Annotated in this window: 21 protein-coding genes, 1 tRNA gene and 1 pseudogene; 9 read left to right on the top strand and 14 right to left on the bottom strand. The window is 65.8% G+C overall.

What is annotated here, in order from left to right:
- Positions 1-119 precede the first annotated feature (119 nt).
- The 3 genes from AC066S_RS20410 (at position 120) to AC066S_RS20400 (ending at position 2,535) form a co-directional block, all read left to right on the top strand.
- Complete coding sequence (locus tag AC066S_RS20410) at positions 120-821, top strand: glutathione S-transferase N-terminal domain-containing protein (RefSeq protein ID WP_478270462.1); 702 nt, start codon at positions 120-122, stop codon at positions 819-821.
- A gap of 128 nt (positions 822-949) precedes the next feature.
- Positions 950-1,558 (top strand): DsbA family protein, encoded by a 609-nt coding sequence (locus AC066S_RS20405; RefSeq protein WP_478270461.1) that lies wholly within the window; start codon positions 950-952, stop codon positions 1,556-1,558.
- On the top strand, positions 1,558-2,535 hold the full coding sequence (locus tag AC066S_RS20400; protein WP_478270460.1) for an NADPH:quinone oxidoreductase family protein: 978 nt from the start codon (positions 1,558-1,560) through the stop codon (positions 2,533-2,535). Before AC066S_RS20405 ends, AC066S_RS20400 begins: the two co-directional genes overlap by 1 nt.
- 118 nt (positions 2,536-2,653) lie before the next feature.
- Here the strand turns inward: AC066S_RS20400 and AC066S_RS20395 are convergent, their stop codons facing one another.
- The 8 genes from AC066S_RS20395 to AC066S_RS20360 all read right to left on the bottom strand — a co-directional run bounded on the left by AC066S_RS20395 (position 2,654) and on the right by AC066S_RS20360 (position 13,239).
- Positions 2,654-3,544: a crotonase/enoyl-CoA hydratase family protein gene (locus AC066S_RS20395; protein ID WP_135169235.1), complete on the bottom strand. Its 891-nt coding sequence runs from the start codon at positions 3,542-3,544 to the stop codon at positions 2,654-2,656.
- Positions 3,545-3,841: 297 nt separating this feature from the next.
- Entirely contained in the window at positions 3,842-5,263 is a 1,422-nt protein-coding gene (locus AC066S_RS20390; protein ID WP_478270459.1) for an amidase, read from the bottom strand.
- The gene (locus tag AC066S_RS20385) at positions 5,256-6,428 is read right to left on the bottom strand and encodes a M20 aminoacylase family protein (RefSeq protein WP_126257841.1); all 1,173 of its coding nucleotides are present in this window, start codon (positions 6,426-6,428) and stop codon (positions 5,256-5,258) included. The genes AC066S_RS20390 and AC066S_RS20385 overlap by 8 nt, the downstream gene beginning before the upstream one ends.
- A 13-nt stretch (positions 6,429-6,441) precedes the next feature.
- The gene (locus AC066S_RS20380; protein ID WP_126257842.1) at positions 6,442-7,947 is read right to left on the bottom strand and encodes a M81 family metallopeptidase; all 1,506 of its coding nucleotides are present in this window, start codon (positions 7,945-7,947) and stop codon (positions 6,442-6,444) included.
- Positions 7,948-8,230: 283 nt separating this feature from the next.
- Positions 8,231-9,880 carry an ABC transporter ATP-binding protein gene (locus AC066S_RS20375; RefSeq protein WP_126257843.1) on the bottom strand — a complete coding sequence of 550 codons (1,650 nt, stop codon included), beginning with the start codon at positions 9,878-9,880 and terminating at the stop codon, positions 8,231-8,233.
- A 135-nt stretch (positions 9,881-10,015) separates the two neighbouring features.
- Entirely contained in the window at positions 10,016-10,903 is an 888-nt protein-coding gene (locus AC066S_RS20370; protein WP_478270458.1) for an ABC transporter permease, read from the bottom strand.
- A 21-nt stretch (positions 10,904-10,924) separates the two neighbouring features.
- Positions 10,925-11,866 (bottom strand): ABC transporter permease, encoded by a 942-nt coding sequence (locus AC066S_RS20365; protein ID WP_164718637.1) that lies wholly within the window; start codon positions 11,864-11,866, stop codon positions 10,925-10,927.
- Positions 11,867-12,108: 242 nt separating this feature from the next.
- Positions 12,109-13,239, bottom strand: a complete 1,131-nt coding sequence (locus AC066S_RS20360) for a M20/M25/M40 family metallo-hydrolase (RefSeq protein WP_126257845.1) — start codon at positions 13,237-13,239, stop codon at positions 12,109-12,111.
- Positions 13,240-13,508: 269 nt separating this feature from the next.
- On the opposite strand from AC066S_RS20360, the gene AC066S_RS20355 reads away from it, so the two are divergent.
- Positions 13,509-15,116 (top strand): ABC transporter substrate-binding protein, encoded by a 1,608-nt coding sequence (locus tag AC066S_RS20355; RefSeq protein WP_126257846.1) that lies wholly within the window; start codon positions 13,509-13,511, stop codon positions 15,114-15,116.
- 279 nt (positions 15,117-15,395) lie between these two features.
- Here AC066S_RS20355 and AC066S_RS20350 read toward each other — a convergent pair whose 3' ends face one another.
- The 3 genes from AC066S_RS20350 to AC066S_RS20340 form a co-directional block, all read right to left on the bottom strand.
- Positions 15,396-16,646, bottom strand: coding sequence for a multidrug effflux MFS transporter (locus AC066S_RS20350; protein ID WP_478270457.1), 1,251 nt, complete (start codon positions 16,644-16,646; stop codon positions 15,396-15,398).
- Positions 16,647-16,853: 207 nt separating this feature from the next.
- Positions 16,854-18,314, bottom strand: coding sequence for a hypothetical protein (locus tag AC066S_RS20345; protein ID WP_478270456.1), 1,461 nt, complete (start codon positions 18,312-18,314; stop codon positions 16,854-16,856).
- A gap of 276 nt (positions 18,315-18,590) precedes the next feature.
- Positions 18,591-18,679: transfer RNA gene (locus AC066S_RS20340), tRNA-Leu, on the bottom strand.
- 172 nt (positions 18,680-18,851) lie between these two features.
- On the opposite strand from AC066S_RS20340, the gene AC066S_RS20335 reads away from it, so the two are divergent.
- Positions 18,852-19,286, top strand: a complete 435-nt coding sequence (locus AC066S_RS20335) for a twin-arginine translocation pathway signal (protein ID WP_135169242.1) — start codon at positions 18,852-18,854, stop codon at positions 19,284-19,286.
- 18 nt (positions 19,287-19,304) lie between these two features.
- Here AC066S_RS20335 and AC066S_RS20330 read toward each other — a convergent pair whose 3' ends face one another.
- Complete coding sequence (locus AC066S_RS20330) at positions 19,305-20,507, bottom strand: FAD-dependent monooxygenase (protein WP_135169243.1); 1,203 nt, start codon at positions 20,505-20,507, stop codon at positions 19,305-19,307.
- A gap of 19 nt (positions 20,508-20,526) precedes the next feature.
- Positions 20,527-20,772 (bottom strand): zinc-finger domain-containing protein, encoded by a 246-nt coding sequence (locus tag AC066S_RS20325; RefSeq protein ID WP_007602543.1) that lies wholly within the window; start codon positions 20,770-20,772, stop codon positions 20,527-20,529.
- Positions 20,773-21,080: 308 nt separating this feature from the next.
- On the opposite strand from AC066S_RS20325, the gene AC066S_RS20320 reads away from it, so the two are divergent.
- The 4 genes and pseudogenes from AC066S_RS20320 to AC066S_RS20305 all read left to right on the top strand — a co-directional run.
- Positions 21,081-22,217: a hypothetical protein gene (locus tag AC066S_RS20320; RefSeq protein WP_126257851.1), complete on the top strand. Its 1,137-nt coding sequence runs from the start codon at positions 21,081-21,083 to the stop codon at positions 22,215-22,217.
- A 37-nt stretch (positions 22,218-22,254) separates the two neighbouring features.
- Positions 22,255-23,010: an alpha/beta fold hydrolase gene (locus AC066S_RS20315; RefSeq protein ID WP_126257852.1), complete on the top strand. Its 756-nt coding sequence runs from the start codon at positions 22,255-22,257 to the stop codon at positions 23,008-23,010.
- A 99-nt stretch (positions 23,011-23,109) separates the two neighbouring features.
- A complete protein-coding gene (locus tag AC066S_RS20310) occupies positions 23,110-23,748 on the top strand; it encodes a cation efflux transmembrane domain-containing protein (RefSeq protein ID WP_126257853.1) in 639 nt (212 codons plus the stop codon).
- 16 nt (positions 23,749-23,764) lie between these two features.
- Positions 23,765-23,928 (top strand): annotated as a pseudogene (locus tag AC066S_RS20305) (alpha/beta fold hydrolase); the annotation flags it as partial.
- A gap of 6 nt (positions 23,929-23,934) precedes the next feature.
- Here the strand turns inward: AC066S_RS20305 and AC066S_RS20300 are convergent.
- Positions 23,935-24,870, bottom strand: a complete 936-nt coding sequence (locus tag AC066S_RS20300; protein WP_126257854.1) for a LysR family transcriptional regulator — start codon at positions 24,868-24,870, stop codon at positions 23,935-23,937.
- Positions 24,871-24,960: the final 90 nt, after the last annotated feature.

Below are 24,960 nucleotides of genomic sequence, written 5' to 3'. Positions count from 1 at the left end.
CAGGTTGAGTTGCGCCCCTTCCTGCCATGTCCTAACGTCGAGGTACAGAACAACAAAAGTCGTCATTTGGCTGGCGGCATCGACAGGGAAGGCCCGAAGGAAATGCCAAGGGACAGGTCATGATCGACCTCTATTACGCGCCGACACCGAACGGCTGGAAGATCTCGATCATGCTAGAGGAGCTCGGGCTTCCCTACACGGTGAAGCCCGTCGACATTCGCGCCGGCGAGCAGTTCGCTCCTGAGTTCCTGGCGATATCCCCGAACAACCGCATCCCCGCGATCGTCGACCACGCACCCGCCGACGGGGGCGAGCCGTTCTCGGCCTTCGAGACCGGCGCCATCCTGATCTATCTCGCGGAAAAGACCGGCCGCTTCCTGCCTGCCGATCTGCGCGGCCGCTCGATCACGATCCAGTGGGTGATGTGGCAGATGGCCGGCCTTGGCCCCATGCTCGGCCAGCATGGCCATTTCGCACTCTATGCGGCCGAGAAGATTCCTTACGCGATCGAGCGCTACCGCGACGAGGCGGCCCGGCTCTACGGCGTGCTTGACCGGCAGCTCGAGAAGACCGGCGCCTATGTCGCCGGCGATTATTCCATCGCCGACATCGCCTGCTTCCCCTGGACCATGACCCACAAGGCGCAGGGCTTTACGCTGGACGATTATCCGAACGTCAAACGCTGGTACGCCGAGATCCGCGCCAGGCCGCAGGTGCAGGCGGGGCTTGCGATCGGCAAATTCGTCAAAGAGCCGTTCGACGAGGAATCACGCAAGATCATGTTCGGGCAAAGGGCTAAGGAAGTGTTGGGAAGGAAGTGACCTGTCATTCCGGGGCGGCGCGTAGCGCCGAGCCCGGAATCCATCGGGCCGCAGCGACGGTGGCGAAATGGATTCCGGGCCTGCGCCTGCGGCGCATCCCGGAATGACAAACAAACAAGGAAACACCCATGATCGAATTCTTCTTCGACTGCTCCAGTCCCTGGACCTATCTCGCCTTCCACAACATCCAGCCGCTCGCCAAGGAGATGGGCGCGGAGATCGTCTGGCGGCCGATCCTGGTCGGCGGCATCTTCAACACCGTCAACCCGAGCGTCTATGCGCAGCGGGAGAAGCCGGTGCCGCTGAAGGCACGTTACATGAAGAAGGATCTTCAGGACTGGGCGCGCGCGGCGGGCCTCGCGATCGAGATGCCGCCGACGGTGTTTCCCGTGAACAGCGTAAAGGCGATGCGCGGCTGCATCTGGCTCGGGAAGGACATGGTGCCGTTTGCGACGGCGGTGTTCCAGGCCTATTGGGGCGAGGACAAGGATATTTCGCAGGATGCGGTGCTCGCCGAGATCTGCAGGAAAATCGGAATCGACGAGCAGAAATTCCTTGCCGGCATTTCGGAGCAGGGGATCAAGGATCAGCTCAAGGCCAATACCGAGGAGGTCGTCGCCCGCGGCGGCTTCGGCTCGCCGACGATCTTCGTGAACAAGACCGACATGTATTTCGGCAACGACCGGCTGCCGCTGATCCGCGAGGCGCTTCTGCGCAGCAAGGCGAGCGCGGCCTGATGGTGCGCGCTGTCGTATGCCGCGCGCTCGGTGCGCCCGAGACGTTGCGGCTGGAGGAGTTTCCGTCGCGCGCCCTGAAGCCGGGGGAGGTGCGCGTCGCGATCCGCGCCGCCGGACTGAATTTCCCTGACGTGCTGATGGCGGCCGGCGACTATCAGCTCAAGCCTGAGCTGCCGTTCACGCCCGGGATGGAAGCTGCCGGCGATGTCACCGAGGTAGGATCGGAGGCAAGGGGCGTTTCGGTCGGCGACAAGGTCATCGTCAAGATGCGCCATGGGGCCTTCGCTGATGAAGTGGCGGTGACGCCAGCCCAACTCACGCCGATGCCATCGACGTTCGACTACGCCGAGGCCGCGACTTATCTCGCGGGCCACGGCACGGCCTATCACGCGCTGATCGACCGCGGCCGGGTCGAGCCGGGCGAGGTGCTGCTGGTGCACGGCGCCGGCGGCGGCACGGGATTGGCCGCCGTCGAGATCGGCAAGATGCTGGGCGCGATCGTGATCGCGACCGCATCCAGCGACGAGAAGCTCGCCATCGCGAAATCGCGCGGCGCCGATCATCTCATCCGCTACGACCGCGAGCCGTTTCGCGATGCCGTCAAGCGCATCACCGACGGTCGCGGCGTGGACGTCGTGTTCGATCCGGTCGGCGGCCAGGTCTTTGAAGATTCGATGCGCTGCATCGCCTGGGGCGCGCGGCTTCTGGTGATCGGCTTCACCGGCGGCATCGGTTCGGCGAGAACCAATCTCCTGCTGATCAAGGGCGCCAGCGTCATTGGCGTGCGTGCCGGCGAAGCGGTGCGGAAAAATCCTGCGCTTGGCGAAGCGCGCCTGAAGGCGCTGCTGCAATGGGCGGAGGAGGGCAGGCTGCGCCCCAACGTCTCGCATCGCCTGCCGCTGGAGGATTACGCGAAGGCGATGCGGCTTCTGATCGAGCGCAAGGCGATCGGGCGTGTGGCGCTGATGATGGACTGACTGTGCCGTCATGACGATGTCGTAGGGTGGGCAAAGCGAAGCGTGCCCACCGTCTCGTTTGGTCGAAAAGAGATGGTGGGCACGGCGCAGGAGCGCCTTTGCCCACCCTACGACAGCGTCACTTGTACTCCCGCTCCGTCCACCACGGGAAATAGTCCGGCATGTCGGTCGAGACCTTGTTCTTGAACTGTGCGGGACGCTTTTCCAGGAACGACACCACCCCTTCCTTCACGTCGTCGGAGCGGCCGCGGGCATAGATGCCGCGGCTGTCGATCTTGTGGGCCTCCATGGGATCGTCTGCGCCCATCATGCGCCACATCATCTGCCGGATCAGCGCCACCGAGACCGGCGCGGTCTTCGCCGCAAATTCCTTGGCGAGCGCGCGGGCGGTCGGCAAGAGATCGTCGGGGGCGACGACCTTGCTGACGAGACGGCCGGCGAGGGCTTCCTGCGCCGGGAAGACGCGGCCCGAATAGCACCATTCCAGCGCCTGCGAGATGCCGACGATGCGCGGCAGGAACCAGCTCGAGGCCGCCTCCGGCACGATGCCGCGCTGGGAAAACACGAAGCCGAACCGCGCCGCGTCGGAGGCAATGCGGATGTCCATCGCGAGCTGCATGGTGACGCCGATGCCGACCGCAGGACCGTTCACCGCCGCGATCACGGGCTTCAGGCACTTGAAGATGCGCAAGGTCACCTGGCCGCCGCCGTCGCGCACCTGCGGATCGCTGTAATCGACCTTGCCGTCGGCGAGGCGCCTCACCGGACCGCGCCGCGCGTCGCGGTCGAACGTGTCGGCGCCGGAGGAGAGATCGGCGCCCGCGCAAAAGCCGCGGCCGGCGCCGGTGACGATGATGGCGCGGACATTGTCGTCCTTGTCGGCGGCATCGAACGCGTCGATCAGCTCGGACTGCATCTGCGCGTTGAAGGCGTTGAGCTTGTCGGGCCGGTTCAGCGTGATGGTGAGGATCTGCTCGGCGACCTCGTATTTGATCGTCTCATACGCCATGGCGGTTTCCTTCCTTTGTTCTTCGCTGCGCAGATGGCAGGGCTCGAGTTTTCTTCACCCTCCCCTGGAGGGGGAGGGTCGATCGCGCGTAGCGCGAGCGGGGTGGGGTGATCTCTCCTGTCGGGAACTGTCGGACGTGGAGAGACCGCCACCCCACCCCGTCTCACATTTCGCTCCGCTCAATGCGAGCCGACCCTCCCCCTCCAGGGGAGGGTAAGAAAGAGGCTCCGCATGATGCCTGTCCTGGCTCATTCCCGGCTTGCGCCAAGAGGGCGCAACCTGGAATGACGACGGCAGCTAATGCGCCGGCGGCTTCGGCCAGGGCCGCTGCGCGCCGCGCAGGCCCTCGAACACCTTGGCCACGCCGAGTACGCCGAGGTCGTCGAAGCGGCGGCCGACGATCTGCACGCCGATGGGAAAACCCTTGGCGTCGAAGCCGCCGTTGAGGGAGATCGCGGGGTTCTCCGACATATTCCACGGCACGGTATAGGCGATGTGCTCGAACGGCTTCATGGGATCGTTGGTCGGCGAGGCCCATTCCGCCGGATAGTTCACGTTCGGTGCGGTCGGCGAGATCACATAGTCGAGCTCGCAGAACAGTTTTGCTGCGGCGGCCCGGATCGCCATGGTCTGGTTGAAGCCGCGGATCACGTCGACGCCCGAGAGCTTGGCGCCGGACTCGCCCCACTTGAAGATATAGGGCAGCACCTTGGCCTGGTCGGCCGGCGTCAGCTTCGACAGATCGTCCCACATCCTTGCGCGCCAGAAATTGTCGAGGCCGTCGAGCATCTCGCGCGTGAGGATGCCGCCGACCTCGGTGACGACACTGCCTGCGGATTCGAACGCTTTCGCCGCCTTCACCGCGACCTCGCGCACCGGCTTCTCCAGCGCCAGGCCGCAGCCGGGATCGAGCATCAGGCCGATCCGCAGCTTTCGCGGAGATTTCTCCAGGCCCTTCCAGTTGAGCGGCTCGGCCGGCAGGCTCATGCCGTCGCGTCGGTCGGGCTTTGCGATCACGCTCATCATCAGCGCGCAATCGTCGACCGTGCGGGTCATGGGCCCGGCGACGCGGCCGACATAGGTGGGATCGATCGGCACGCGGCCAAAGCTCGGCTTCAGGCCGACGAGGCCGCACCAGCCCGCGGGCAGGCGCACCGAGCCGCCGATATCGGTGCCGAGGTGCAAGGGACCATAGCCGGCCGCCGCTGCAGCCCCTGCGCCCGCGCTGGAGCCGCCGGGATTCTTGGCGAGGTCCCACGGGTTGCGCGCCAGCGCATGGAAGCTGGAGAGCCCGGAGGACAGCATGCCGTAATCGGGCATGGTGGTCTTGGCGAAGATGATCGCGCCGGCCTCGCGCAGCCGCGCCGCCGGCGGGGCGTCCTTCTCCGCCGGCACCAGCTTGACGCTGGCCGCGCCCAGCGGCACCGGCACGCCCTTGGTCGCGATATTGTCCTTCACCGTGACGGGCACGCCGTCGAGCGCACCGGACGGCTCGCCGCCGGTCCAGCGCGCGGTCGAGGCCTTGGCGGCCTCGCGCGCGCCGTCGGGATCGAATGCATAGAGCGCCTTCAGATGCGGTTCCCACGCCGCGACGTGCGCGAGCACGTCCTCCAGCACCTCGCTCGGCGAGAATTGCTTGGCGCGATAGCCCGCGATCAGATCGACCGCGGACAGGTCGTGCAGCGAGGTGACCGCCTCTTCCGCACGCTTCTTATGCATTGGCACCCACCGGCATCCGCGTCTCGATGATGCGGGCGAACATGCTGGCGCCGATCGGCAGGATCTTGTCGTCGAGCACGAAGCCGGGATTGTGCACCGGCACCGAGCCGTCATGGCCGACCCAGAAATAGGCGCCGGGAATGGTCTCCAGCATGTCGGCGAAATCCTCGCTGCCCATCTTGGGCTGGGCGCGCGTGATCACGTTGGCGGGGTCGACGATGGTGCGCGCGACTTCCTCCACCACCTTGGACTGCTCGACCTGGTTGACCAGCACGCCAAAGGTGTCGCGGATGTCGACGTCGATCACGCACTGGTAGGCGCTGGCGATGCCGGCGCAGATCGTGCGGATGCGTTCGCTGACCAGGGCGCGGACCTCCTTCGAGAAGGTGCGGATGGTGCCGCAAAGATGCGCGTCGCCGGGAATGACGTTGTAGGCGGAGCCTGCGTGGATCTGGGTGATCGACACCACAGCGGCCTGCAGCGGCTCGACGTTGCGGCTGACGATGGTCTGGATCGCCTGCGCCAGCGTGGTCGCGATGATCACGGCGTCCTTGGAGCGCTCGGGCATCGCGCCATGCGCGCCGTAGCCGGTGATGCGCAGGTCGAAGAAGTCGGCGCTGGCCATCGCCGGGCCCGGCAGGATCGCGATCTCGCCATGGTTGAGGTCGGGCGCGTTGTGCAGGCCGTAGAGCTCGTCGCAGGGAAACTTCTCGAACAGGCCGTCCTTGATCATGGCGCGGGCGCCGCCGAGGCCTTCTTCGGCCGGCTGGAAGATCAGGTGCACGGTGCCGTCGAAATTCCTGGTCTCGGCGAGGTAGCGCGCGGTGCCGAGCAGCATGGTGGTGTGGCCGTCATGGCCGCAGCCGTGGAAGCGGCCGGGGATTTTCGAGCTCCATTTCAGATTGGTGTTCTCTTCCATCGGCAGCGCGTCCATGTCGGCGCGCAGGCCGATGCGCTTGCTGCCCGAGCCCTTGCCCTTGATGACGCCGATCACGCCGGTGCCGCCGAGGCCGCGGTGCACCTCGATGCCCCAGCTCTTGAGCTTGTCGGCGACGATGCCGGAGGTGCGCACTTCCTCGAAGCCGATCTCGGGATGGGCGTGGAGGTCGCGCCTGATGGCAGTGAGTTCGTCGGCATAGCCGTCGATGCGGTCGATCGTGGGCATGTGTCCTGTCCGGTCAGCGTGAGGGAGGAGTGAAAGCGGGGCCGTTCGGCTTGATGCGGATGCCCGGACGCAGGCGCGTCCAGGGCAGGGAGGCGGTGTCGGCCGGCATCGCACCGGGCGCGGCGCAGATCATCAGCTGCTCCGCGATCGGCTCGAAATCGGCGCGGAAGTGCACCGAGCTCTTGTTGACGAGAATCTTCTCTTGCGTCGGCTCGATGCCGACATAGCGGTACATCGCCTGGTCGGCGAGCTGGGCCTTGTACGAGCTCACCACGACGCGGACGTCGCCGATGCGCAAGGCTGCGGACGGGCCCATCTCCATCTCGCGGCCGCCGTAATAGGGACCCGGTGCGATGAAGCGGCCGTCGGAGAGCTTTTCGACCACGAAGGTCTCGGTGTAGGGCTCGTCGCCGGGAATGCCGGACTTGCCGCCGAGCGACAGTGTCACGGTGGCGCCGACGCCGGCCGCATGCGCGGCCTTGGCCGATTCCGGATCGTAGATTGCCCCGGTCGCCGCGCTCGCCCTGTTGCGCACCAGCGCGCGCAGCATGCCTGTCGTATCGGAATCGCCGCCGGCGCCGGGATTGTCCTGGGTGTCGGCGATGATGATCGGCTTGCTCGCGCTCTTTGCAAGTTCCATGGCGTGGCGCACGCCGTCATCGGGCGTCCAGATCTTGCCGTCGAAATCGTCCTCGTGGCTTTCGACCAGCCTCACGATCGCATCCGCGGCGCGATCGGCGTCCGCTTGCGTCGTGCCATAGGCGAACACGCTCGGCCCGCAATCGCGGAAGTCGGCGGCGGGAAAGCCTGGCGCGAAAGAGAGCGTCGGAACCGCATCGCTCTCCAGGGCGGCGAGCTTTTCGTAGATGCCTTTGGTGGGCTGGTCGTTGGTGCATTGCCAGCTGATCGGAATCAGGAACGGCAATTGCCGGAACGCCTTTGCGAAGCGCTGCTTCGTCTTCAGCAGCAGCGCGAGATGTCGCGCAGAGCCGCGGCCGGTCTCGGCCATGTCGACATGGGGATAGGTGCGGTAGGCGATCAGCGCGTCGGCATGCTCGATCATCTCGGGGGTGACGTTGGCGTGGAGGTCGAGGCTGGCGACCAGCGGAACGTCCTTGCCGATGACGCGGCGCACGCGCGCCAGGATCTCGCCTTCGCCGTCGTCGAGGTGCTCGGTCACCATCGCGCCGTGCAGGTCGAGATAGACCGCGTCGATCGGGCCCGCGGCCGCGATGCCGTCGACCATCACCTTGACGATGCGCTCGAAGGCGTCCTCGGTGACGTGCGCGGAGGGGCTCGCAGCGGCAGCAATCGTCGGGATGAGTTCCCAGCCGTTGGCCTCGGCGCTGTCGACGAAACCGGCGAGGCCGACATTGATGCGCCGCATCACCTTCAGCACGTCGGCCCCCTCAGTCATCGCCGGCCAGCCGCCGCCATGCTGGAAGTCGGCGAAGGTCGCCTTGGTGGGAGCGAAAGTGTTGGTCTCGTGCAGGAAGCCGCCGACGGCGATACGTGTCATCAATTCAAGTCCAGCGTTGGAAAGTGCGCGACGTTAGCCTTGGCGCGAAGGAGAGAGCAAGGCGGGAAGCACTCGCGCCGTGCATGGCCTCAAGCTGTTTTGGGAATGCTGCGGATGCGCTCCACACTCCGCTGTCATTCCGGGGCGCGCGGACTCTATCCACCGTCATTCCGGGGCGCGCCCACTCGGGCGCGAGCCCGGAATCCATGGCGCTACAGAGTTTGCTGTCCGATGGATTCCGGGCTCATCGCTTCGCGATGCCCCGGAATGACAGCGGATAGAGTTACAGTGTGGCCCCCACACCTTCCGCCACGGGCCGGAAGTTCGCAAAATCCCAGCCTCGCCCCGGTGCGGCGTCGAGCAGCGCCTTGGTGTAGGCCTGCTTCGGATGCGTCAGCACCTGGGCGGCGGGACCCTGTTCGACGACGCGGCCGTGCTGCATCACCACGACCTCGTCGCAGATTTGCGCGGCGACGCGCAAATCGTGGGTGATGAACAGGATGGCGATGCCGAGCCGAGTCTGGATCTCGTCGAGCAGCTCCAGCACCTGCGCCTGCACCGAGACGTCGAGCGCGGAGACCGCTTCGTCGGCGACCAGCACGTCGGGATCGAGCGCGAGCGCGCGGGCAATGGCGATGCGCTGGCGCTGGCCGCCGGAGAACTGGTGCGGATAGCGCGACACCGCATCGGCGGGCAGGCCGACCAGCTCGAGCAATTCGCGTGCCCGCTTCATCGCGTCGGCATGCGCCACGCCGTAATTGACCGGGCCCTCCGCGATACTCTCGCCCACGGTGATGCGCGGGTTGAGCGAGCGGTAGGGGTCCTGGAACACGATCTGGATCTTCTGCCGGTGCGGCTGCAGCAGGCGCCGCGAGATGTCGGCGATCTCGCGGCCGGCGAGGCGGACGCCGCCGGAGGTCGGGTCGATCAGGCGCACGATGCAGCGCGCCACCGTCGACTTGCCCGAGCCGCTTTCGCCGACGATGCCGAGCGTGCGGCCCTTGCGCAGGGTCAGCGTCACCTTGTCGGCGGCAACGACCTCGCGGCCTTTGCCGAAGAAGGCGCGCTCCTTATAGACCTTGCTGAGCTCGTTGGCTTCCAGCACGACCGGCTCCTTGGTCTCGGGTCGCGCCGCGCGCGGCACCAGGCTCGGCACCGCGGAGAGCAAATTGCGCGTGTATTCCATGGTGGGATTGCGCAGCACGGTGTCGAGCGGGCCGGTCTCGACCAGCCGGCCCTGCCGCATCACCGCGACGCGGTCGGCGATTTCGGCGACCACGCCCATGTCATGGGTGATGAACAGCACCGCGGTGCCGTGATCGCGCTGCAGCTCGCGGATCAGGGTCAGGATCTGCTTCTGCGTGGTGACGTCGAGCGCGGTGGTCGGCTCGTCGGCGATCAGCAGCTTCGGCTCCAGCACCAGTGCCATTGCGATCATGATGCGCTGGCGCTGGCCGCCGGAGAGCCGGTGCGGGTAGGAGGCGAAGATGCGCTCGACCTGGGGCAGGTGGACCTGCTCCATCATGTCGAGAATGCGCTTCTTGCGCGCCTTGGCGTCGAGGCTGGTGTGCGCGCGCAGCACCTCGTCGATCTGACGGCCGACCGGTACCACCGGATTGAGTGCGGTCATCGGCTCCTGGAAGATCATCGCCATCTGCGTGGCGCGAAGCTGTCGCAGGCGGCGGTCGGTGGCGGCGAGCAGTTCCTCGCCGACCAGCCTGATGCTGCCGGCGGTGGGCACCAGCGTGCCCTTCGGCAGCAGGCCCATCGTGGTGAGCGAGGTCACCGACTTGCCCGAGCCGCTTTCGCCGACGAGACACAGCGTCTCGCGCTCGCGCACCTGGATCGAGATGTCATCGATGATTTTCGGTCCGCCCGGCTTCTTGCCGACGGAGACGACGAGGTTGTTGATGTCGAGGATGATGTTGGTCACGTCAATTCTCTCCGCCGTCATTCCGGGGCGCGACGAAGTCGCGAGCCCGGAATCCATTGGGCCGCAATTCGCGTGGTGAAATGGATTCCGGGTTCGCGCCAAGGCGCGCGCCCCGGAATGACCGTGCTGCTTGTCTCACTTCCCCTCCCGCTGCTTCATGCGCGGATCGAGGGCGTCGCGGGCGGCGTCGCCGATCAGATTGATGCTCAGGATGGCGATCGAGAGCAGGAGGCCCGGCCAGAAGATCAGCGACGGCTTGATCTGGAAGTACTGGCGGCCCTCGGCCATGATGTTGCCCCAGGTCGGCGTTTCCGGCGAGATGCCGGCGCCGAGGAAGGAGAGGATCGCCTCGGTGAGGATGGCGCTGGCGCAGATATAGGTGCCCTGAACGATCAGCGACGCGACCGTGTTCGGCATCAGGTGCCGCCACATGATCTTCGGCAGGGACGAGCCGACCGAGATCGCCGCCTCGACGTAAGGTTCCTCTCGCGCCGACAGCACGACGGAGCGCACCAGGCGCGCGACGCGCGGAATCTCGGGGATGGTAATCGCGATCAGCACGGTCCAGAGGCTGGCACCGGACAGCGACACCACGGCGATCGCGAGCAGGATGCTCGGCATCGCCATCAGGCCGTCCATGACACGCATCAGCACGGCATCGACCAGCTTGAAGAAGCCGGAGACGAGGCCGATCGCGAGGCCGATCACGATCGACAGGATCGCCGAACCGATGCCGATCAGCAGCGAGATGCGGCCGCCATAGAGGACGCGTGAGGCCACATCGCGACCATAGGCGTCGGTGCCGAGCAGGAATTGCGCGGACGACGGCTTCAGCCGTTGCGACGGCGAGAGCTGGATCGGGTCATACGGCGCGATCAGCGGCGCGAGGATCGAGACCAGCACGATCAGCGCCAGCAGGACCGTCGCCATGGCGATGATCGGCGTCGAGGTGAGGAAGCCGAAGCGCGGTCGCAGCGGCGAGGTGATCGGAATGGACGACTGGGGAAGGGTTTCGACCGACATGTTTGTTCTTCAATCCTTGCCTCAGTACCGGATCCGGGGATCGAGCAGGGTGTAGGCGACGTCGATCAGAAGATTGACGACGACATAGATCAGCGAGGTCAGCAGGATCATCGCCTGGATCACCGGATAATCGCGCGCCAGCACCGCATCGACGGTGAGGCGGCCGATGCCGGGAATGTTGAACACGCTCTCGGTGACGACGACGCCGGAGATCAGCAGCGCAAAGCCGGTGCCGATCACGGTGATCACGGGCACGGCGGCGTTGCGCAGCGCGTGGCGCATCATCACGGCGACCTCGTTGATGCCTTTCGCACGCGCCGTTCGCACGTAATCCTCGCCGAGCACGTCGAGCATCGCCGCGCGCGTCATGCGCGCGATCAGCGCGATGTAGATGAAGGACAGCGCGCAGGTCGGCAGGATCATGCGCTCGAAGAACGGCCCGAAGCCGTTGAAGATGCTGCGGAAGCCCTGCACCGGCACCCAGCGCAGCTCGATTGCGAAGATCTGGATCAGGATGTAGCCGACCACGAACACCGGCACCGAGAAGCCGAGCACCGACAGCCCCATCACGAAACGGTCGATCCAGGTGCCATGCTTCCACGCCGCGATCACGCCCAGGGGAACCGCGACGATCACGGCGAGGATGATGGTGCACAGCGCGATCGAGATCGAGGGCTCGACGCGCTGGCCGATCATCTTCATCACAGGCAGATTGGAGATCAGCGAGGTCCCGAGATCGCCGTGCAGCAGCTTGTTGACCCAGGTGATGAACTGCACGATCAGCGGCTCGTTGAGGCCGAGCGAGGTGCGGATGCGCTCCAGCCGCTCGGGCGTCGCATTGTCGCCGGCGAGGATCGCGGCGGGGTCGCCGGGGGTGAGGCGGAGCAGGAGGAAGACGAACAGCGCGACGACGCCCATCACGGGCACGGCGGCGAGGATTCGGCGAAGGAGATATCCGAGCAAGTTGGATCCGTCAGATTAGAGTCAAATCGGGGCAGCGAACGAGGATCTGTTCTGCCACCAGCCTAACATTTCAGCAATTCCCGTGCCATCTGGGCCACAGTTTTTGCAGTGCGGTCAGTTGTTTTGGGGAGGTGTAGGCCCTTCGAGCTTTGTCATTCCGGGCCGCGTCGCAGGCGCGACCCCGGAATCTCGAGATTCCGGGTTCGACGCTTCGCGCCGCCCCGGAATGACGGTAAGCACCGTCACTCCAGCGTCGCCAGCAATCCGGCCATCAAACGACCGCGCTCAACAAGGCTCTCGACCTCGATATACTCCTCCAGCGTGTGGCCGTTGCCGCCGCGCACACCAAGGCCGTCGAGCGTCGGGATCCCCATCGCACCGGTGAAGTTGCCGTCGGAGCCGCCGCCGGAGCTTGCATGCGGCAATTCCGCGCCGAGAGATTTGGCGATGCCGCGCGCTTTCTCATACAGCGCCATCGTGCCCGGGTCCGGCTCCCACACCGGGCGCGTCACGCCGCGCGTCACTTTGAAGCTGACGTCGTTGGTCGTGCCTGACAACGCCAGCATCCGCTCGACGCCGCGGTCGAGATCGGCCTGCCGCTTGGCCATGGAGAGCGCTTCGCCGGTGGCGGTGGTGGCAACGCAATTGACCCATTGCCCGCCATGCACGACGCCGACCGAGAAGGTGCAGTCCTCCGTCGTCATTGCGTCGATCGCGAGGATCTGCCGCGCCATCTCGCGGATCGCCGAGCGCCCCGCCGACAGCGTCGCGCCGGCGTGACTCGGCCGGCCCGTCGCCTCGAGATTGAAGCGTGCGATGGCGTAACGTCCGGTGGTGACGCCGTTGTCGGCACGGCCGGGTTCGGGCACCAGCACATATTTGTTGCGCGCGGCTTCCGCCTCGATGATGTCGCGTGTCGAGGGCGTGCCGACTTCCTCATCCGGCGTGAACAGCACGGTGATCGGTAGCGGCGTGGTGAACGATGCGCGCGCCAGCTGCCGGATCGCTTCCAGCGAAAGGTAGTTGCCGCCCTTCATGTCGTAGATGCCGGGGCCGTAGCACTTGTTGCCCTCGCGCCGCCATTTCAGCTTCTCGATGGTGCCGACCGGGTGGACGGTATCCATGTGTCCGGCGATCAGGATGCCGGGCTCGCCCTGTTTCGGATGCGGAAAGCGCGCGCGGATCACGCCGCCAAAGCCTTGCCGGCCTGCGATGCGCTCGATCGTCGCACCCATGATGGCCATATCCCGCGCTGCGATATCGAGCATCCTGTTGACGGCGTCGGCATCCCAGGTCGGGCTCTCGCATTCCACCCAGGTGCGCAGGCCTTCGAGCATTGCCTCGGAATCGAAGGGAAGATTGGCTGGATTCATCTCAATGTCTCTCAAAGCTTCGAAAGGTGGAACGCGCATTGCATCGGCGCGGCAGGACGAGCGGAGAGTGTTGTAGTGCTAAACCGATCATTGTGGAGCCCGTGCGCACGCGGCAAGGGCTTGCGACGAAACCGGATTGACGCGCTCGGCACGGTCTGCAAGTCTCGAAAAGATAAAGGCATTGCATGGGGTTAGTTCGCCCAAGGAACGAACCGGATGCTCAATCAATAATCTGCCTTTGAACAGTTTCACGTCAGGAGAAACTTTCCATGTTCAACTTCATGCGCCGGGGGCCTCGCGCGTTCGCCTCCAAACTCGCGCTATCGGTCGTCGCGCTTTCGGTCGGCCTGGCCTCGCCAGTGCTTGCCGCCGGCAAGACGCTCACGGCGGTGATGCATTCGGATCTGCGCATCATCGATCCGATCTTCACCACGGCTTACATCACGCGCGACCACGGCTACATGGTCTACGACACGCTGGTGGCCACCGATTCGAGCTTCAAGGTCCAGCCGCAGATGGCGGACTGGAAGGTCTCCGACGACAAGCTCACCTACACCTTCACGCTGCGCGACGGCCTGAAGTGGCATGACGGTGCGCCGGTGACGGCGGAAGACTGCGTCGCCTCGCTCAAGCGCTGGGCCGCGGTCGACGGCATGGGCCAGAAGCTCATGGACTTCACCGCGAGCATCGAGGCGACCGACGCCAAGACCATCACGCTGAAGCTGAAGGAGCCCTACGGCCTCGTGCTGGACTCCATCGGAAAACCCTCTTCGCGCGTCGCCTTTATGATGCCGAAGCGTCTCGCCGAGACGCCGGCGGACAAGCAGATTCCCGAGCAGATCGGTTCGGGTCCCTTCAAGTTCGTGGCCTCGGAATTCCAGCCGGGCGTGAAGGCGGTCTACGTCAAGAACACCGACTACGTGCCGCGCAAGGAGCCGGCGAGCTGGACCTCCGGCGGCAAGGTGGCGAAGGTCGACCGCGTCGAATGGATCACCATGCCGGACGCGCAGACCGCGGTGAATGCCCTGCAGTCGGGCGACATCGACTTCATGGAGAACCTGCCCTTCGACATGTTGCCGGTGCTGGAAGCGAACAAGGAGCTCAAGATCGAGGTCCTGAACAAGTTCGGCTTTCAGACGCTCGGCCGGATGAACTTCCTGCATCCGCCGTTCGACAACGTGAAGGTGCGGCGGGCTGCCTTGCTGGCGATCAACCAGAAGGACGTGCTCGACGCGCTGGTCGGCAATGCGAAGTATCAGAAGATTTGCGGCGCGTTCTTCGTGTGCGACACGCCGCTCGCGACCGATGTCGGCTCCGAAACCCTGGTGAAGGGCAACGGCATGGCGGAGGCCAAGAAGGCGCTCGCCGAGTCCGGCTATGACGGCACGCCGATCGTGATCATGGCCCCCGGCGACGTCACGACGCTGAAGGCGCAGCCGATCGTCGCGGCCCAGCTGCTGCGCGAGGCCGGCTTCAAGGTCGATCTGCAGGCGACCGACTGGCAGACCGTGGTGAGCCGCCGCGCCAGCCAGAAGCCGCCGAAGGAAGGCGGCTGGAACATGTTCTTCACCAACTGGGTCGCGGCCGACGTGTCCAACCCGATCGCCAATCTCTCGATTAGCGGCCTGGGCAAGAAAGGTTGGTTCGGCTGGGCGGAGGACGCCAAGATCGAGCAGCTCAAGGACGCTTTCGTCCGCGCGTCCTCGCTCGACGAGCAGAAAAAGATCGCGGCCGACATCCAGAAGCAAGCCTATGAGCAGGTGATCTACATTCCGCTGGGGCAGTATCTCATCGCGAGCGGCTGGCGCAAGTCGCTGAACGGCGTGCTCGACGGTCCCGCGACGCCGGTGTTCTGGAGCGTCGACAAGTCGGAGTAGGCGACCGCGCCTGCGCCCCAAAAAGCGAACGGCGCCGCGGGTGGAACCGCGGCGCCTTTTTCTATGTGACGATATCGGTCTCAATCAGCAGTGGCTGTCGCGCACCTGCTCAAGGCCCTCACTTGCGAATGGCAGGCTTCGGTCCGGCCGCTCCTCGGATCTTTCCGCCGGGGCGGGCCGCTCGGTTTCCCACGCGGGCTGACCCGCTCTGCTCTCTTGTTCCATCTCACCGATCCCTTCGATTGCTGCAGTACAACATCGAGAGGTCCGGGAAGTTCCTCAGGCGTTGGGGCGATGATGCGGCCTGAACAGCCGTCCCTTCTCGACCACCAGCACGATCGCGAGCGCTGCAAGCGTCGACAGGAAGAAGCCGACCGAGAACGGCAGCAGCGTGCCGTCGAAGCTCTGCCCGATCGCCATGCCGACCACGATGCCGATCAGCGTCGTGATCGAGCCGTAGAGCGAGGAGGCGGTGCCGGCGATGTGGCCCTGCGGCTCCATGGCGAGCGCGGTGAAGTTCGCGACCATCATGCCGAACGAGAACATCATCAGGGCCGAGAGCACCATGAACAGGCTCAGCGGCAGCATGCCGAGGCTCTCGGTCAGCAGCATCACGACGGATACGACCGTGTAGAGCGTCAGTGCCCCGTGCGAGATCACGCGCATGCCGAGCCGCCCGACCAGCCTTGCGTTGAGGAAGCCGGCAATCGCGGTGCCGGCTGCGATCGCAGCGAAGGCGAGCGGGAAGTATTGGCCGAGGTGATAGATGTCGGTGAAGACCTGCTGGGCGCAGAAGACATAAGCGAACAGCGCGCCGATGACGCTGCCGGCCGCCGTGGCATAGCCGATGGTCTGGCGGTTGGTCACGGTCTGCCGGAACGCCGAGAGCACGTCGGCAGGCGCCAGCGACCTTCGCTCGGACTCCGGCAGGGTTTCAGGCAGTCGCAGCACGCACCAAGCGAGCGCGAGCAGGCCGTACAGCATCAGCACCACGAAGATGCCGCGCCACGCCGTCACCAGCAGCACCGCCTGTCCGAACGAGGGAGCGATCACGGGCACCGCGATGAACACCATCATGGCGAGTGACATCACGCTCGCCATGCGGCGGCCGACATAGCAGTCGCGCACGATCGAGGTCGCGATCACGCGCGTTGCCGAGGTGCCCAGTCCCTGCAGCGCGCGGGCGAGCAGCAGCGTCTCGAACGAGGGCGCTGCGACCGCCAGCACGCTCGCCATCGCATAGACGGCCATGCCGCCGAGCAGCACCGGCCGGCGGCCGAAGCGGTCCGACAGCGGCCCCATGACGAACTGGCCGGCGCCGAATCCGATCAGGAAGATCGACAGCACCAATTGGAGATGGTTGGCGACGGGGATCTGAAAGGCGGCCCCGATATTGGGCAGCGCCGGCAGCATCATGTCCATCGCGAGCGGATTCAGCGCCATGATGGACGCGATCACGATGACGAATTCCGGAAAGCGCATGGGGCGGTGTCCCGCGGACACCCAATCGTCGGCATTGACGTCAGACAAGAAGCTCACCTCTCGATTTCAAGGGCCTTATCGGCCGCCGATGCTGCGTTGCACAACCCATGTTTCGGGATGGCTGGCAGGCGGAGCAGGTGCGGACAAGAATTGGTGAGCGGTCAGCCCTTCGGGCCGACCCTGGCATCGGTCGCGGGCGTGTTCATCGACGGGTCGGCCAGCTCGCGATTTGCGCGAGCCGAGGCAGGGCTGATCTCACCTGGAAGCGGCCTCTTGCCGTGTGTAGAGGCTGACATACGCGCCGGTATATTCCTCTTTCCAGCCCCTCTCGCCGACCAGGAAGTGCCGCAGCTGGTCATGTGCTCTGATCCAGAGCACCGCATCGATCTTGTACTTGCCGATCACCTTGTCCCAGGTCGCCGCGTCGATGTCCCACCGGACCAGCGCGAGATAGTCCCGCAGCAACGCGTCGGGGTAGGCGGTCGCCGCCCGGCCGTCGACGAAGAGCGGCACCGATCCCTGGGTTCTGAAGATCAGGAGCCCGCCGACGTTCCAGTGGTTCAGCAGGTGCCCGCGCGAGCTGTGCGCCGCGAGATAGCGGGCATCCTCCTCCGAGAGCATGTCGGGCAATGCCACCGCCGGTCTCACCTGCATGAACGTGACGGGCAGCAACAAGACACCGACGACGCCTGCCGCCAGCATCGCGCGCCGGACCTCGAAGCTCCGGAGCTTCGGCAGCAGCCGGTCGATGTGAAGCGCCATCGGGACGCTCGCGAAGATGAAGAAGAACGCGGTGTATCTGAACTGATACAGACCCAGAACCAGGAAGAGCCACGCCAGCACGCGCGCCTCGAGCGGAACGCGCGTGGAGTTTCGGTAGCGCAGCTCCAGGGCCACGAATGTCAGCGCATAGGCGATGCCGGGAAGGCTCCCCGGCAGCTCCACGTTGTGAAAATAGGACCGCCATTCGCTGATATCGGCCTGGACGAAATGACCCAGCGTCGCCGTCACGCCGTCATAGACGTGCCATCCCAGCGGGTTGACGAAGATCGCGATGAAGCACCCGACGCCCGCCAGGCAGAAGTTGCGAAAGCCTGTCCAGTCCCGCCGCAGCAAGGCGACGCCGGCGAAGACGCCGAGGATCGGAAAGGCGAGCATGAAGCCGCCATGCAGATTGACCCAGACGATCATCATCGGCGGCAACAGGAACCATCGCCGCCGCAGCAGGCATTCCCCGTAAAATACCACCGCGAACAACATGGTCGCGATGTTCGGCGATGCCGCCAGATACATGTTGGGCGAGGCTTCGTAGCAGGGATAGAGCAGGCACGCGGCGAACACCGCAATGCAGACCGCGGGGGCCGAAGCGCCGCTGCCGAGACCGCAGAAGGCGAGATAGCCGGCGATGACCGCGCCGCAGGCGACGACCATGAGGACGATCCCGGCAAGGCCGGCCTGCTGGTACAGCGCGCTGGCCATCACGTCCCAGAGCCAGGACAGATTGTACCATCGCTTGTCGCCGACGGTGAACGCCCACGGATCCTGCAAGGGCACTTCGCCCCGCTGCCTGATCAAGTCTCCGGCGGCGAGGTGCCAACCCAGATCGTAATGGCCGAGCAGAAGCGGTCCGTTCGACAGGTAGAATACGGCGAGGAAGGCGATCAGGAAGACGTAGACCTCGACCCCGTGCAGGTGAGGTGCGGGCGCCGCTTGCATTCCGCCAATCCTGGACCGGGACCAATCTTCACGCGCGTCCATCGGAGCTCTCACCATCGAAGCCAGCCGCTCCAGGCCCTGCGTGTCCCTGGGTCTGCATCGATGGGGCAGACATCGCTCGCTTTAGGCGAAGACGATCTAAAGTGGAGTAAAGGCCGGTCGCGCCGCCCGCGTTCCGCACGCGGAAGGGCGGCTTGGTAAATGAACGGTTGCGTGCCCGGCGCGCATCATGGGCTGCGGGCTTGCTGGCGGCGGCTGGGCGAGCGTCAGATCTGGTGGTGCGGGCAGCCGGGGTCGAACCGGCACAGCGCTTGCGCACCGAGGGATTTTAAGTCCCTTGCGTCTACCAATTCCGCCATGCCCGCTTGATCCAACGAGATCAAACACTTAAGTCCATCACCGGCCGTCTGGAATTGGCGCTTTGCGCAACCGGGGGACGGTTCTTCTCTAAGCGAGCCGGCGGCACAAGGCAAAGCCTCAATCCGGACATGTGTTATTGCTTTAGGCATTCTCATCCACGGGGACTATTCATCCTTCATGCCTGTTTCGTTTCTCTCCCGCTGTCGCTCCGGGCGCGGACCGCTTGCGCTGGGCTTGCTCGGCGCGGCGCTCGGCGGCTGCGCGAGCGTCAGCGACACCATCAGCCCGGCCTTCGTGGATCCGGCCCGCTATGATCTCTGGGATTGCAAGCAACTTGCACCCGAACGCAAGAATCTCGTCAACCGCATCGATGAGCTCGAGCGGCTGATGGCGAAGGCCGAGACCGGGGCGGGGGGCGTCGTCGTCGCAGAACTCGCCTATCGCAACGATTACGTCGCCGCGCGAGGCCAGCAGAAGCTGCTCGAAGAGACCTGGCGCAGGAACAGATGCCGCGAGAGCGACATGGAGGCAGCGGCACCGCCCGCCCAGCCCGCAGCTGCGCCGGCCGCAGCCGTCAAGCCTGCTCCGAAATCCGGCAGAACGGCACGCTGAGACCGCGAGCGTGTCGCATCACGGCCGCCAGCCATAGATCCAGTCCTGCCGCGCCAGCATGCGGTCGGGGCCGAGCGTGCGGATCGCCAGATCGCGCGCGATCGCCAGCGCCCCGCTGAGATGATAGATGCGGCCCTGCTGCCGCGCGGTCCGTTGCACCCGCCGCACCCGCGCCTCGCGCGCACGGCCGTATTGCTTCAGCGCAGCAGTGATGCCCGCGGTGCTCTCGGCGGCTTCAAAGCTCAGATGACGGGCGAGCACCGCAGCATCCTCGATCGCCATGCCGGCGCCCTGGGCTGCAAAGGGCAGCATCGCATGCACGGCATCGCCGAGCAGTGCCACCGGCCCTTTGCTCCAGGGACAGCCGTCGGGCACGCCGAACAGCGCCCATTTCCGCCAGCTGTCGACCGGGGCGAGCAGCATCCGCGCCGACGGCGGCCAGTGCGGGGCGGCGAAAGCCTCCATCACCTCGCGAAAATCGCCGGGCGTGCTCCAGCCGGGCCTGTTCCAGGTCCCCGGCAGCACCGCGACCACGTTGATCTGGCGTCCGCCGGCGATCGGATAGGCGACCAGATGGGCATTCGGTCCCATCCAGAGCTGCACTCGGGGCGCGGTGTAGTCCTTCGGCAGTTGCGTAGCATCGAGCGTGCCGCGCCAGGCGATCAGCCCGGAGAAGCGCGGCTGCACCTCGGGAAACAGATGCTGGCGCACCGTCGACCAGATGCCGTCGGCGCCGATCAGGGCGCTGGCGAGATCGCTGCGGCGGATCGTGCCGCTGCGATGGACCACCGTCAGTCCCTTGGCATGCGGCGCGACGTCCTCGAAGGTCGCGCCCAGCTTCAGGTCGATATCGGGATGATCGGCAACGGCGGCGGCCAGCGCCGATTGCAGGTCGGCGCGGTGCACCACCCAATAGGGGGCGCCGGCCCGCAGCGAGGCGGCTTCGCCGAGCGGCATGCGCAGCAGCTCGCCGCCGGCCCGTGCGCTCATGATGGAGACCGCTTCCGGGACGACGGCGCGCAGCTTGAGGCGCTCAGTGAGGCCGAGCTCGACCAGCACGCGGCTGGCGTTGGGGGAGAGCTGCAGGCCGGCGCCGACTTCCTCGAGGCGCTCGGCCTTTTCCAGCACGACGATGCGGAATCCGCGCGCCGCGAGCGCCAGCGCGGCCGTCAGTCCTCCGATGCCGGCACCGGCGATGACAATCGTTCGGGAGAGCGCCACCCCAGGCCGACGGAGACGGTCAGGCCACCTTATCCTTCAGGACGCATTCCGGCGGGCGGGCTTCGCCCGCCTTCAGGTCGGCGGCGAAGCGGTACAGCGTCGAGCAATAGGGGCAGATGATCTCGTTGTCGTTGCCGAGGTCGAGGAACACATGCGGATGGTCGAACGGAGGGTTGGCGCCCACGCACATGAACTCTTGCGAGCCGATCTCGATGACGGGGACACCGGCATCGTTGTGGAAGTGCGGGACGACATGGTCGGACATCGTAACTCATCCTGGAGTGGCAATGGCGGCAGACACAATCAAGAACTGACGCGGCATCTTTAAGGCGCCGCGGACCATACTGGCGGGTGCAGATGATTGCTAGTCCGGCGGAACCGAAAGCTCCGCAATCGCCCCATGCTCATTTGCTCATGCAAATTCGACACAATCTTGAGGCCTGAGAGAAGCCCTTCTTTCGTCGGGGACGTTGTGTCGCAATTTTGGCATACTATGTCTGTGGACGAGCGCAATTGCGGCGAAAGACGACTCATCAGGCGCAAACGACCCTCAGGACCGCCAGGCTTTTCCACATGAAGTGGCTGCGAATCAGCACAGCGTTGACCGGTATCGCGGCGTGCGGCTTCATGCTCGTGCAGATCGCGCCGCATGCCCGCGAGGCCGGCGCCATCCTCGCCGCCCAGGACGATCCGGCCGTGCTGTCCGAGCTGAAGCTCGATGCGCTGCTGCGGCAGAACGACCGGGTGGTTCAGGACAACATCGAGGCCGCGCTCGCCGCGGGCGATGCCGATCTCGCCGACAGTTTCGTCGCGCTGGCGCGCGATCGCAACATCGCGCTGCCGGACGACCTCCTGAGCCGCGTCGGCGATGCGGTCAAGGCCGAGAATTCCACTTCGCAATTTGCCAAGCGATTTGCCACCGGCCTCGTCACCGGCAATGCCGACGACGTCGCAAGCCTGTCGGGAACGGTGGCCGGCGATCTCTTCGTGTTCGGCGACATCAGGGACATCGTCCGGGAGGGCAAGCACCTCGCGATGGGCGAGGACACCGATCGCCTCGTGCTCGGGCTTGCGGCCGCCGGCCTTGCGGTGACGGCGGCAACCTACGTGTCCGCCGGTGGCGCGGCGCCGGTGCGCGCCGGACTGACGCTGGTGAAGGATGCGCGCAAGGTCGGGCGGCTCGGCGAGGGGCTCGCCGCATGGGCCGGCCGCTCCGCGCGCGAGGTCGTCGATACGCCGATGCTCCGGAATGCGGTCGCCAAGGGATCGGTGTTCCGTCCGGGCGAGACGGTGAGCGCGATCAAGGCCGCGTTCCGGGCCGAGAAGGCCGGCGCGCTGGTGCGGCTCGGCAAGGATGTCACGCGCGTCGCCGGGAAGACCGGCACGCGCGGGGCGATGGATACGCTGCGCATCGCCGAAGGTCCGAAGGATGTCGCGCGTGCGGCGCGGCTTGCGGAAGCGCAAGGCAGCAAGACGCGTGCGATCATGAAGCTGTTCGGCCGCGGCGCGCTGCTGCTGATCGGCGGCGCCTTCGATCTGGCGATGTGGCTGTTCGGCGCGATGCTGACGCTGTTCGGTCTTCTTTCCTCCATCAAGGCGACCACCGAGCGCCTGACCCAGGCCTGGTGCGATCGCAAGAGGGCGCGCAGGCTGCGCCGGGCGCAGATCGCGGCCGAAGCCGCTCTGGCGAACGCCGCCGCCACGGCCTAAGATCAACCATTCCCCTCAAGACCTCACGGAACTGATGATGCCGAGCTTTCAAAACGGCGCCGTTGAAATTGCCTATCTCGACGAAGGCGAGGGCGATCCGATCATCCTGGTGCACGGCTTTGCCTCCAGCAAGAACGTGAACTGGGTCTATCCGACCTGGGTCTCGGAGCTGCGCAAGAACGGCCGCCGCGTCATCGCGCTCGACAATCGCGGCCACGGCGACAGCGCCAAGCTGTACGAGCCCGCGCAATATTCGATTCCGGTGATGGCCGGCGACGTGCTCGCGCTGATGGATCATCTCGCCATCCCGCAGGCCGATATCATGGGCTATTCGATGGGCGGGCGGATGGCGGCGTGGCTGTCCCTCAACGAGCCGCAGCGCCTGCGCTCGGCGATCCTCGGCGGCATCGGCATCGGCGGCCTGATCGAGGGCACCGGGCCCGGCGAGAACGTGGCGAAAGCGCTCGAGGCGCCCTCGCTGGACGAGGTCACCGATCCCGTGGGGCGCACCTTCCGTGCCTTCGCCGACCAGACCCGCTCCGATCATCGTGCGCTCGCCGCGTGCCTGCGCGGCACGCGCGACCTCATGACCAGGGATGAAGCCGCGCGCATCGACGTACCGGTGCTGATCGCGGTCGGCTCGACCGACGACGTCGCCGGCTCCGCCAGCGCGCTCGGCGCGATCATCCCCGGCTCGGAAGTGCTCGACATTCCCAACCGCGACCACATGCGCGCGGTCGGCGACAAGGTGTACAAGAACGGCGTGCTCGATTTCCTGTCACGCCGCGGCTGAGGCCATGCGGTCTGAGGCGATGAGGTTGTTGTCCAATGACCCTGAAATATTGCGCGTTCCCGCAAATTCTCCCATATTCACCCAAAGCGGAGGCGCCATATGTCTGGTTGCGGTGGTTGCTGCGGCAGTGAAGCAAGGTTCGAAGGTCTTTCCGCGGACTACAGGCGACGGCTCTGGTTGGTCATCGGAATAAATGCCGGGATGTTCATCGTTGAAACCGGCGGTGGCCATCTGGCTGGCTCGAAGGCGCTGCAAGCGGACGCGCTGGATTTCTTAGGCGACGCTCTGACCTACGGCATCACCCTTGCCGCTATCGGCACGTCGGCGATCACCCGCGCCAAGGCAGCCTTGTTCAAGGGACTATCTCTGTTCCTGATGGGCTTGTGGGTGTTTGGATCGACGGCCTATCACGTGCTAATCCTTGGCATTCCGCAAGCGGAGATCATGGGTGCCGTAGGCTTCCTGGCGTTGGCGGCAAACGTCACGAGCGTCCTACTGCTCATGAAGTACAAGGATGGTGACGCCAACGTAAGGTCGGTCTGGCTGTGCTCGCGGAACGATGCCATCGGCAACGTCGCCGTTATGATCGCGGCGGGAGCCGTTTGGCTCACGGCCTCGAAATGGCCTGACCTGATTGTCGCGGCGCTGATGGCGGGTCTGTTCCTTTCCTCAGCGATGCAAATTCTCCGTCAGTCGCTGCAAGAGATGCGCCGACCGTTGAGTGCACCCGCCGAGTAGCCTCCTGCCGGAGTGCATAAGAAACGGCTCGACCGACGATGTCGCCGGCTCCGCCAGCGCACTGGGTGCGATCATCCCTGGCTCCGAGGTGCTCGACATTCCCAACCGCGACCACATGCGCGCGGTTGGCGGCAAGGTCTACAAGACGGCGTGCTCGATTTCCTCTCCCGCCGCGGCTGAGTCGCTTCACGCTGCCTTGTCGCTGAACGCGGCGGGAAGCGTGTTGAGGAATGACATGACGCGCTGTGTCCGCAGGGGCGGGCGGCGGCCCGAGGTGCGCAGCATCCACAGGGGTTCTCCAGGCGCGCGCCATGGCGCCAGCACTTCGACCAGCCGGCCGGTGCGAAGGTCTTCGTTGACGAGCCACGCCGGCCCCCAACCGATTCCAAACCCATTCGCCATCAGAGCGAGCGAAGCATGCGCGTCGTCGCAAATGTGCTTGGGCTTGGGCGTGACGCGAATGGGTCCTTTGCCGCGGGGGTCGGCGAAGCGCCAGGTCAGGATCTGACCGCTCGCGGGATTCCGGAAGCCGACATGGTCGTGCGCGGAAAGCTCGTAGGGCGTGGCCGGCGCGCCGCGCGCGTTCAGATAGGCGGGCGAGGCGCAGGCGATCCAGGAGAACGTGCAAAGCCGCCGCGCCTGATGGCCGGGCGCGCGGTCGAGCGGCCCTGAGCGGATCGCGACGTCGACGCCTTCCGCCGCGAGATCGAGAATCTCGTTGCGGAATTTGACCTCGATCTCGATTTCCGGCCGTTCCCGCAGGAACGCGGGCAGTCGCGGCAGGATGCAGGCGCGCGCGAACGAGGCGGGGGCGGTCACGCGCACCCGTCCGCCATCGTCGCGCGCGACTTCGCCGAGCGCGGATTGGACACGGGCGAGACTTTCGGCCAATGCGCGTCCCGCCGTCATCAGCCTGTCGCCCTCTGCGGTCAGCGCCAACGAATGGGTGGAGCGATGCAACAGCCGCAACCCGTGAGCCTTCTCGAAGCGGGCGATCGCCTTGGACATCGCCGAGGTGGTCGTCCCCGCCCGGCGAGCGGCTTCGGCGAAGGAGCCCGCCTCGACGACGCGGACGAAGGCGAGGAGACGCGAGAGATCGGGAGGCAAAGCCGTTGTGGACATGGTGTCCACATAATCATGGCTGTTCAGTCACTACAAGAGCCGCCCCCGAACGGCTAGCTAGGGAGCGTCGGCGCGCATTCTGCGGCGCTG

It is taken from the genome of Bradyrhizobium sp. CFUWI, from assembly GCF_056429085.1.
This window is presented reverse-complemented; position numbering and strand designations above follow the sequence as displayed.

Excerpts from the sequence above, each read along its gene's own strand:
- AC066S_RS20410 (WP_478270462.1), top strand. The coding sequence starts at position 120 with ATGATCGACCTCTATTACGCGCCGACACCGAACGGCTGGAAGATCTCG.
- AC066S_RS20405 (WP_478270461.1), top strand. The coding sequence starts at position 950 with ATGATCGAATTCTTCTTCGACTGCTCCAGTCCCTGGACCTATCTCGCC.
- AC066S_RS20400 (WP_478270460.1), top strand. The coding sequence starts at position 1,558 with ATGGTGCGCGCTGTCGTATGCCGCGCGCTCGGTGCGCCCGAGACGTTG.
- AC066S_RS20395 (WP_135169235.1), bottom strand. The coding sequence starts at position 3,544 with ATGGCGTATGAGACGATCAAATACGAGGTCGCCGAGCAGATCCTCACC.
- AC066S_RS20390 (WP_478270459.1), bottom strand. The coding sequence starts at position 5,263 with ATGCATAAGAAGCGTGCGGAAGAGGCGGTCACCTCGCTGCACGACCTG.
- AC066S_RS20385 (WP_126257841.1), bottom strand. The coding sequence starts at position 6,428 with ATGCCCACGATCGACCGCATCGACGGCTATGCCGACGAACTCACTGCC.
- AC066S_RS20380 (WP_126257842.1), bottom strand. The coding sequence starts at position 7,947 with ATGACACGTATCGCCGTCGGCGGCTTCCTGCACGAGACCAACACTTTC.
- AC066S_RS20370 (WP_478270458.1), bottom strand. The coding sequence starts at position 10,903 with ATGTCGGTCGAAACCCTTCCCCAGTCGTCCATTCCGATCACCTCGCCG.
- AC066S_RS20360 (WP_126257845.1), bottom strand. The coding sequence starts at position 13,239 with ATGAATCCAGCCAATCTTCCCTTCGATTCCGAGGCAATGCTCGAAGGC.
- AC066S_RS20355 (WP_126257846.1), top strand. The coding sequence starts at position 13,509 with ATGTTCAACTTCATGCGCCGGGGGCCTCGCGCGTTCGCCTCCAAACTC.
- AC066S_RS20345 (WP_478270456.1), bottom strand. The coding sequence starts at position 18,314 with ATGCAAGCGGCGCCCGCACCTCACCTGCACGGGGTCGAGGTCTACGTC.
- AC066S_RS20335 (WP_135169242.1), top strand. The coding sequence starts at position 18,852 with ATGCCTGTTTCGTTTCTCTCCCGCTGTCGCTCCGGGCGCGGACCGCTT.
- AC066S_RS20325 (WP_007602543.1), bottom strand. The coding sequence starts at position 20,772 with ATGTCCGACCATGTCGTCCCGCACTTCCACAACGATGCCGGTGTCCCC.
- AC066S_RS20320 (WP_126257851.1), top strand. The coding sequence starts at position 21,081 with ATGAAGTGGCTGCGAATCAGCACAGCGTTGACCGGTATCGCGGCGTGC.
- AC066S_RS20315 (WP_126257852.1), top strand. The coding sequence starts at position 22,255 with ATGCCGAGCTTTCAAAACGGCGCCGTTGAAATTGCCTATCTCGACGAA.
- AC066S_RS20310 (WP_126257853.1), top strand. The coding sequence starts at position 23,110 with ATGTCTGGTTGCGGTGGTTGCTGCGGCAGTGAAGCAAGGTTCGAAGGT.
- AC066S_RS20300 (WP_126257854.1), bottom strand. The coding sequence starts at position 24,870 with ATGTCCACAACGGCTTTGCCTCCCGATCTCTCGCGTCTCCTCGCCTTC.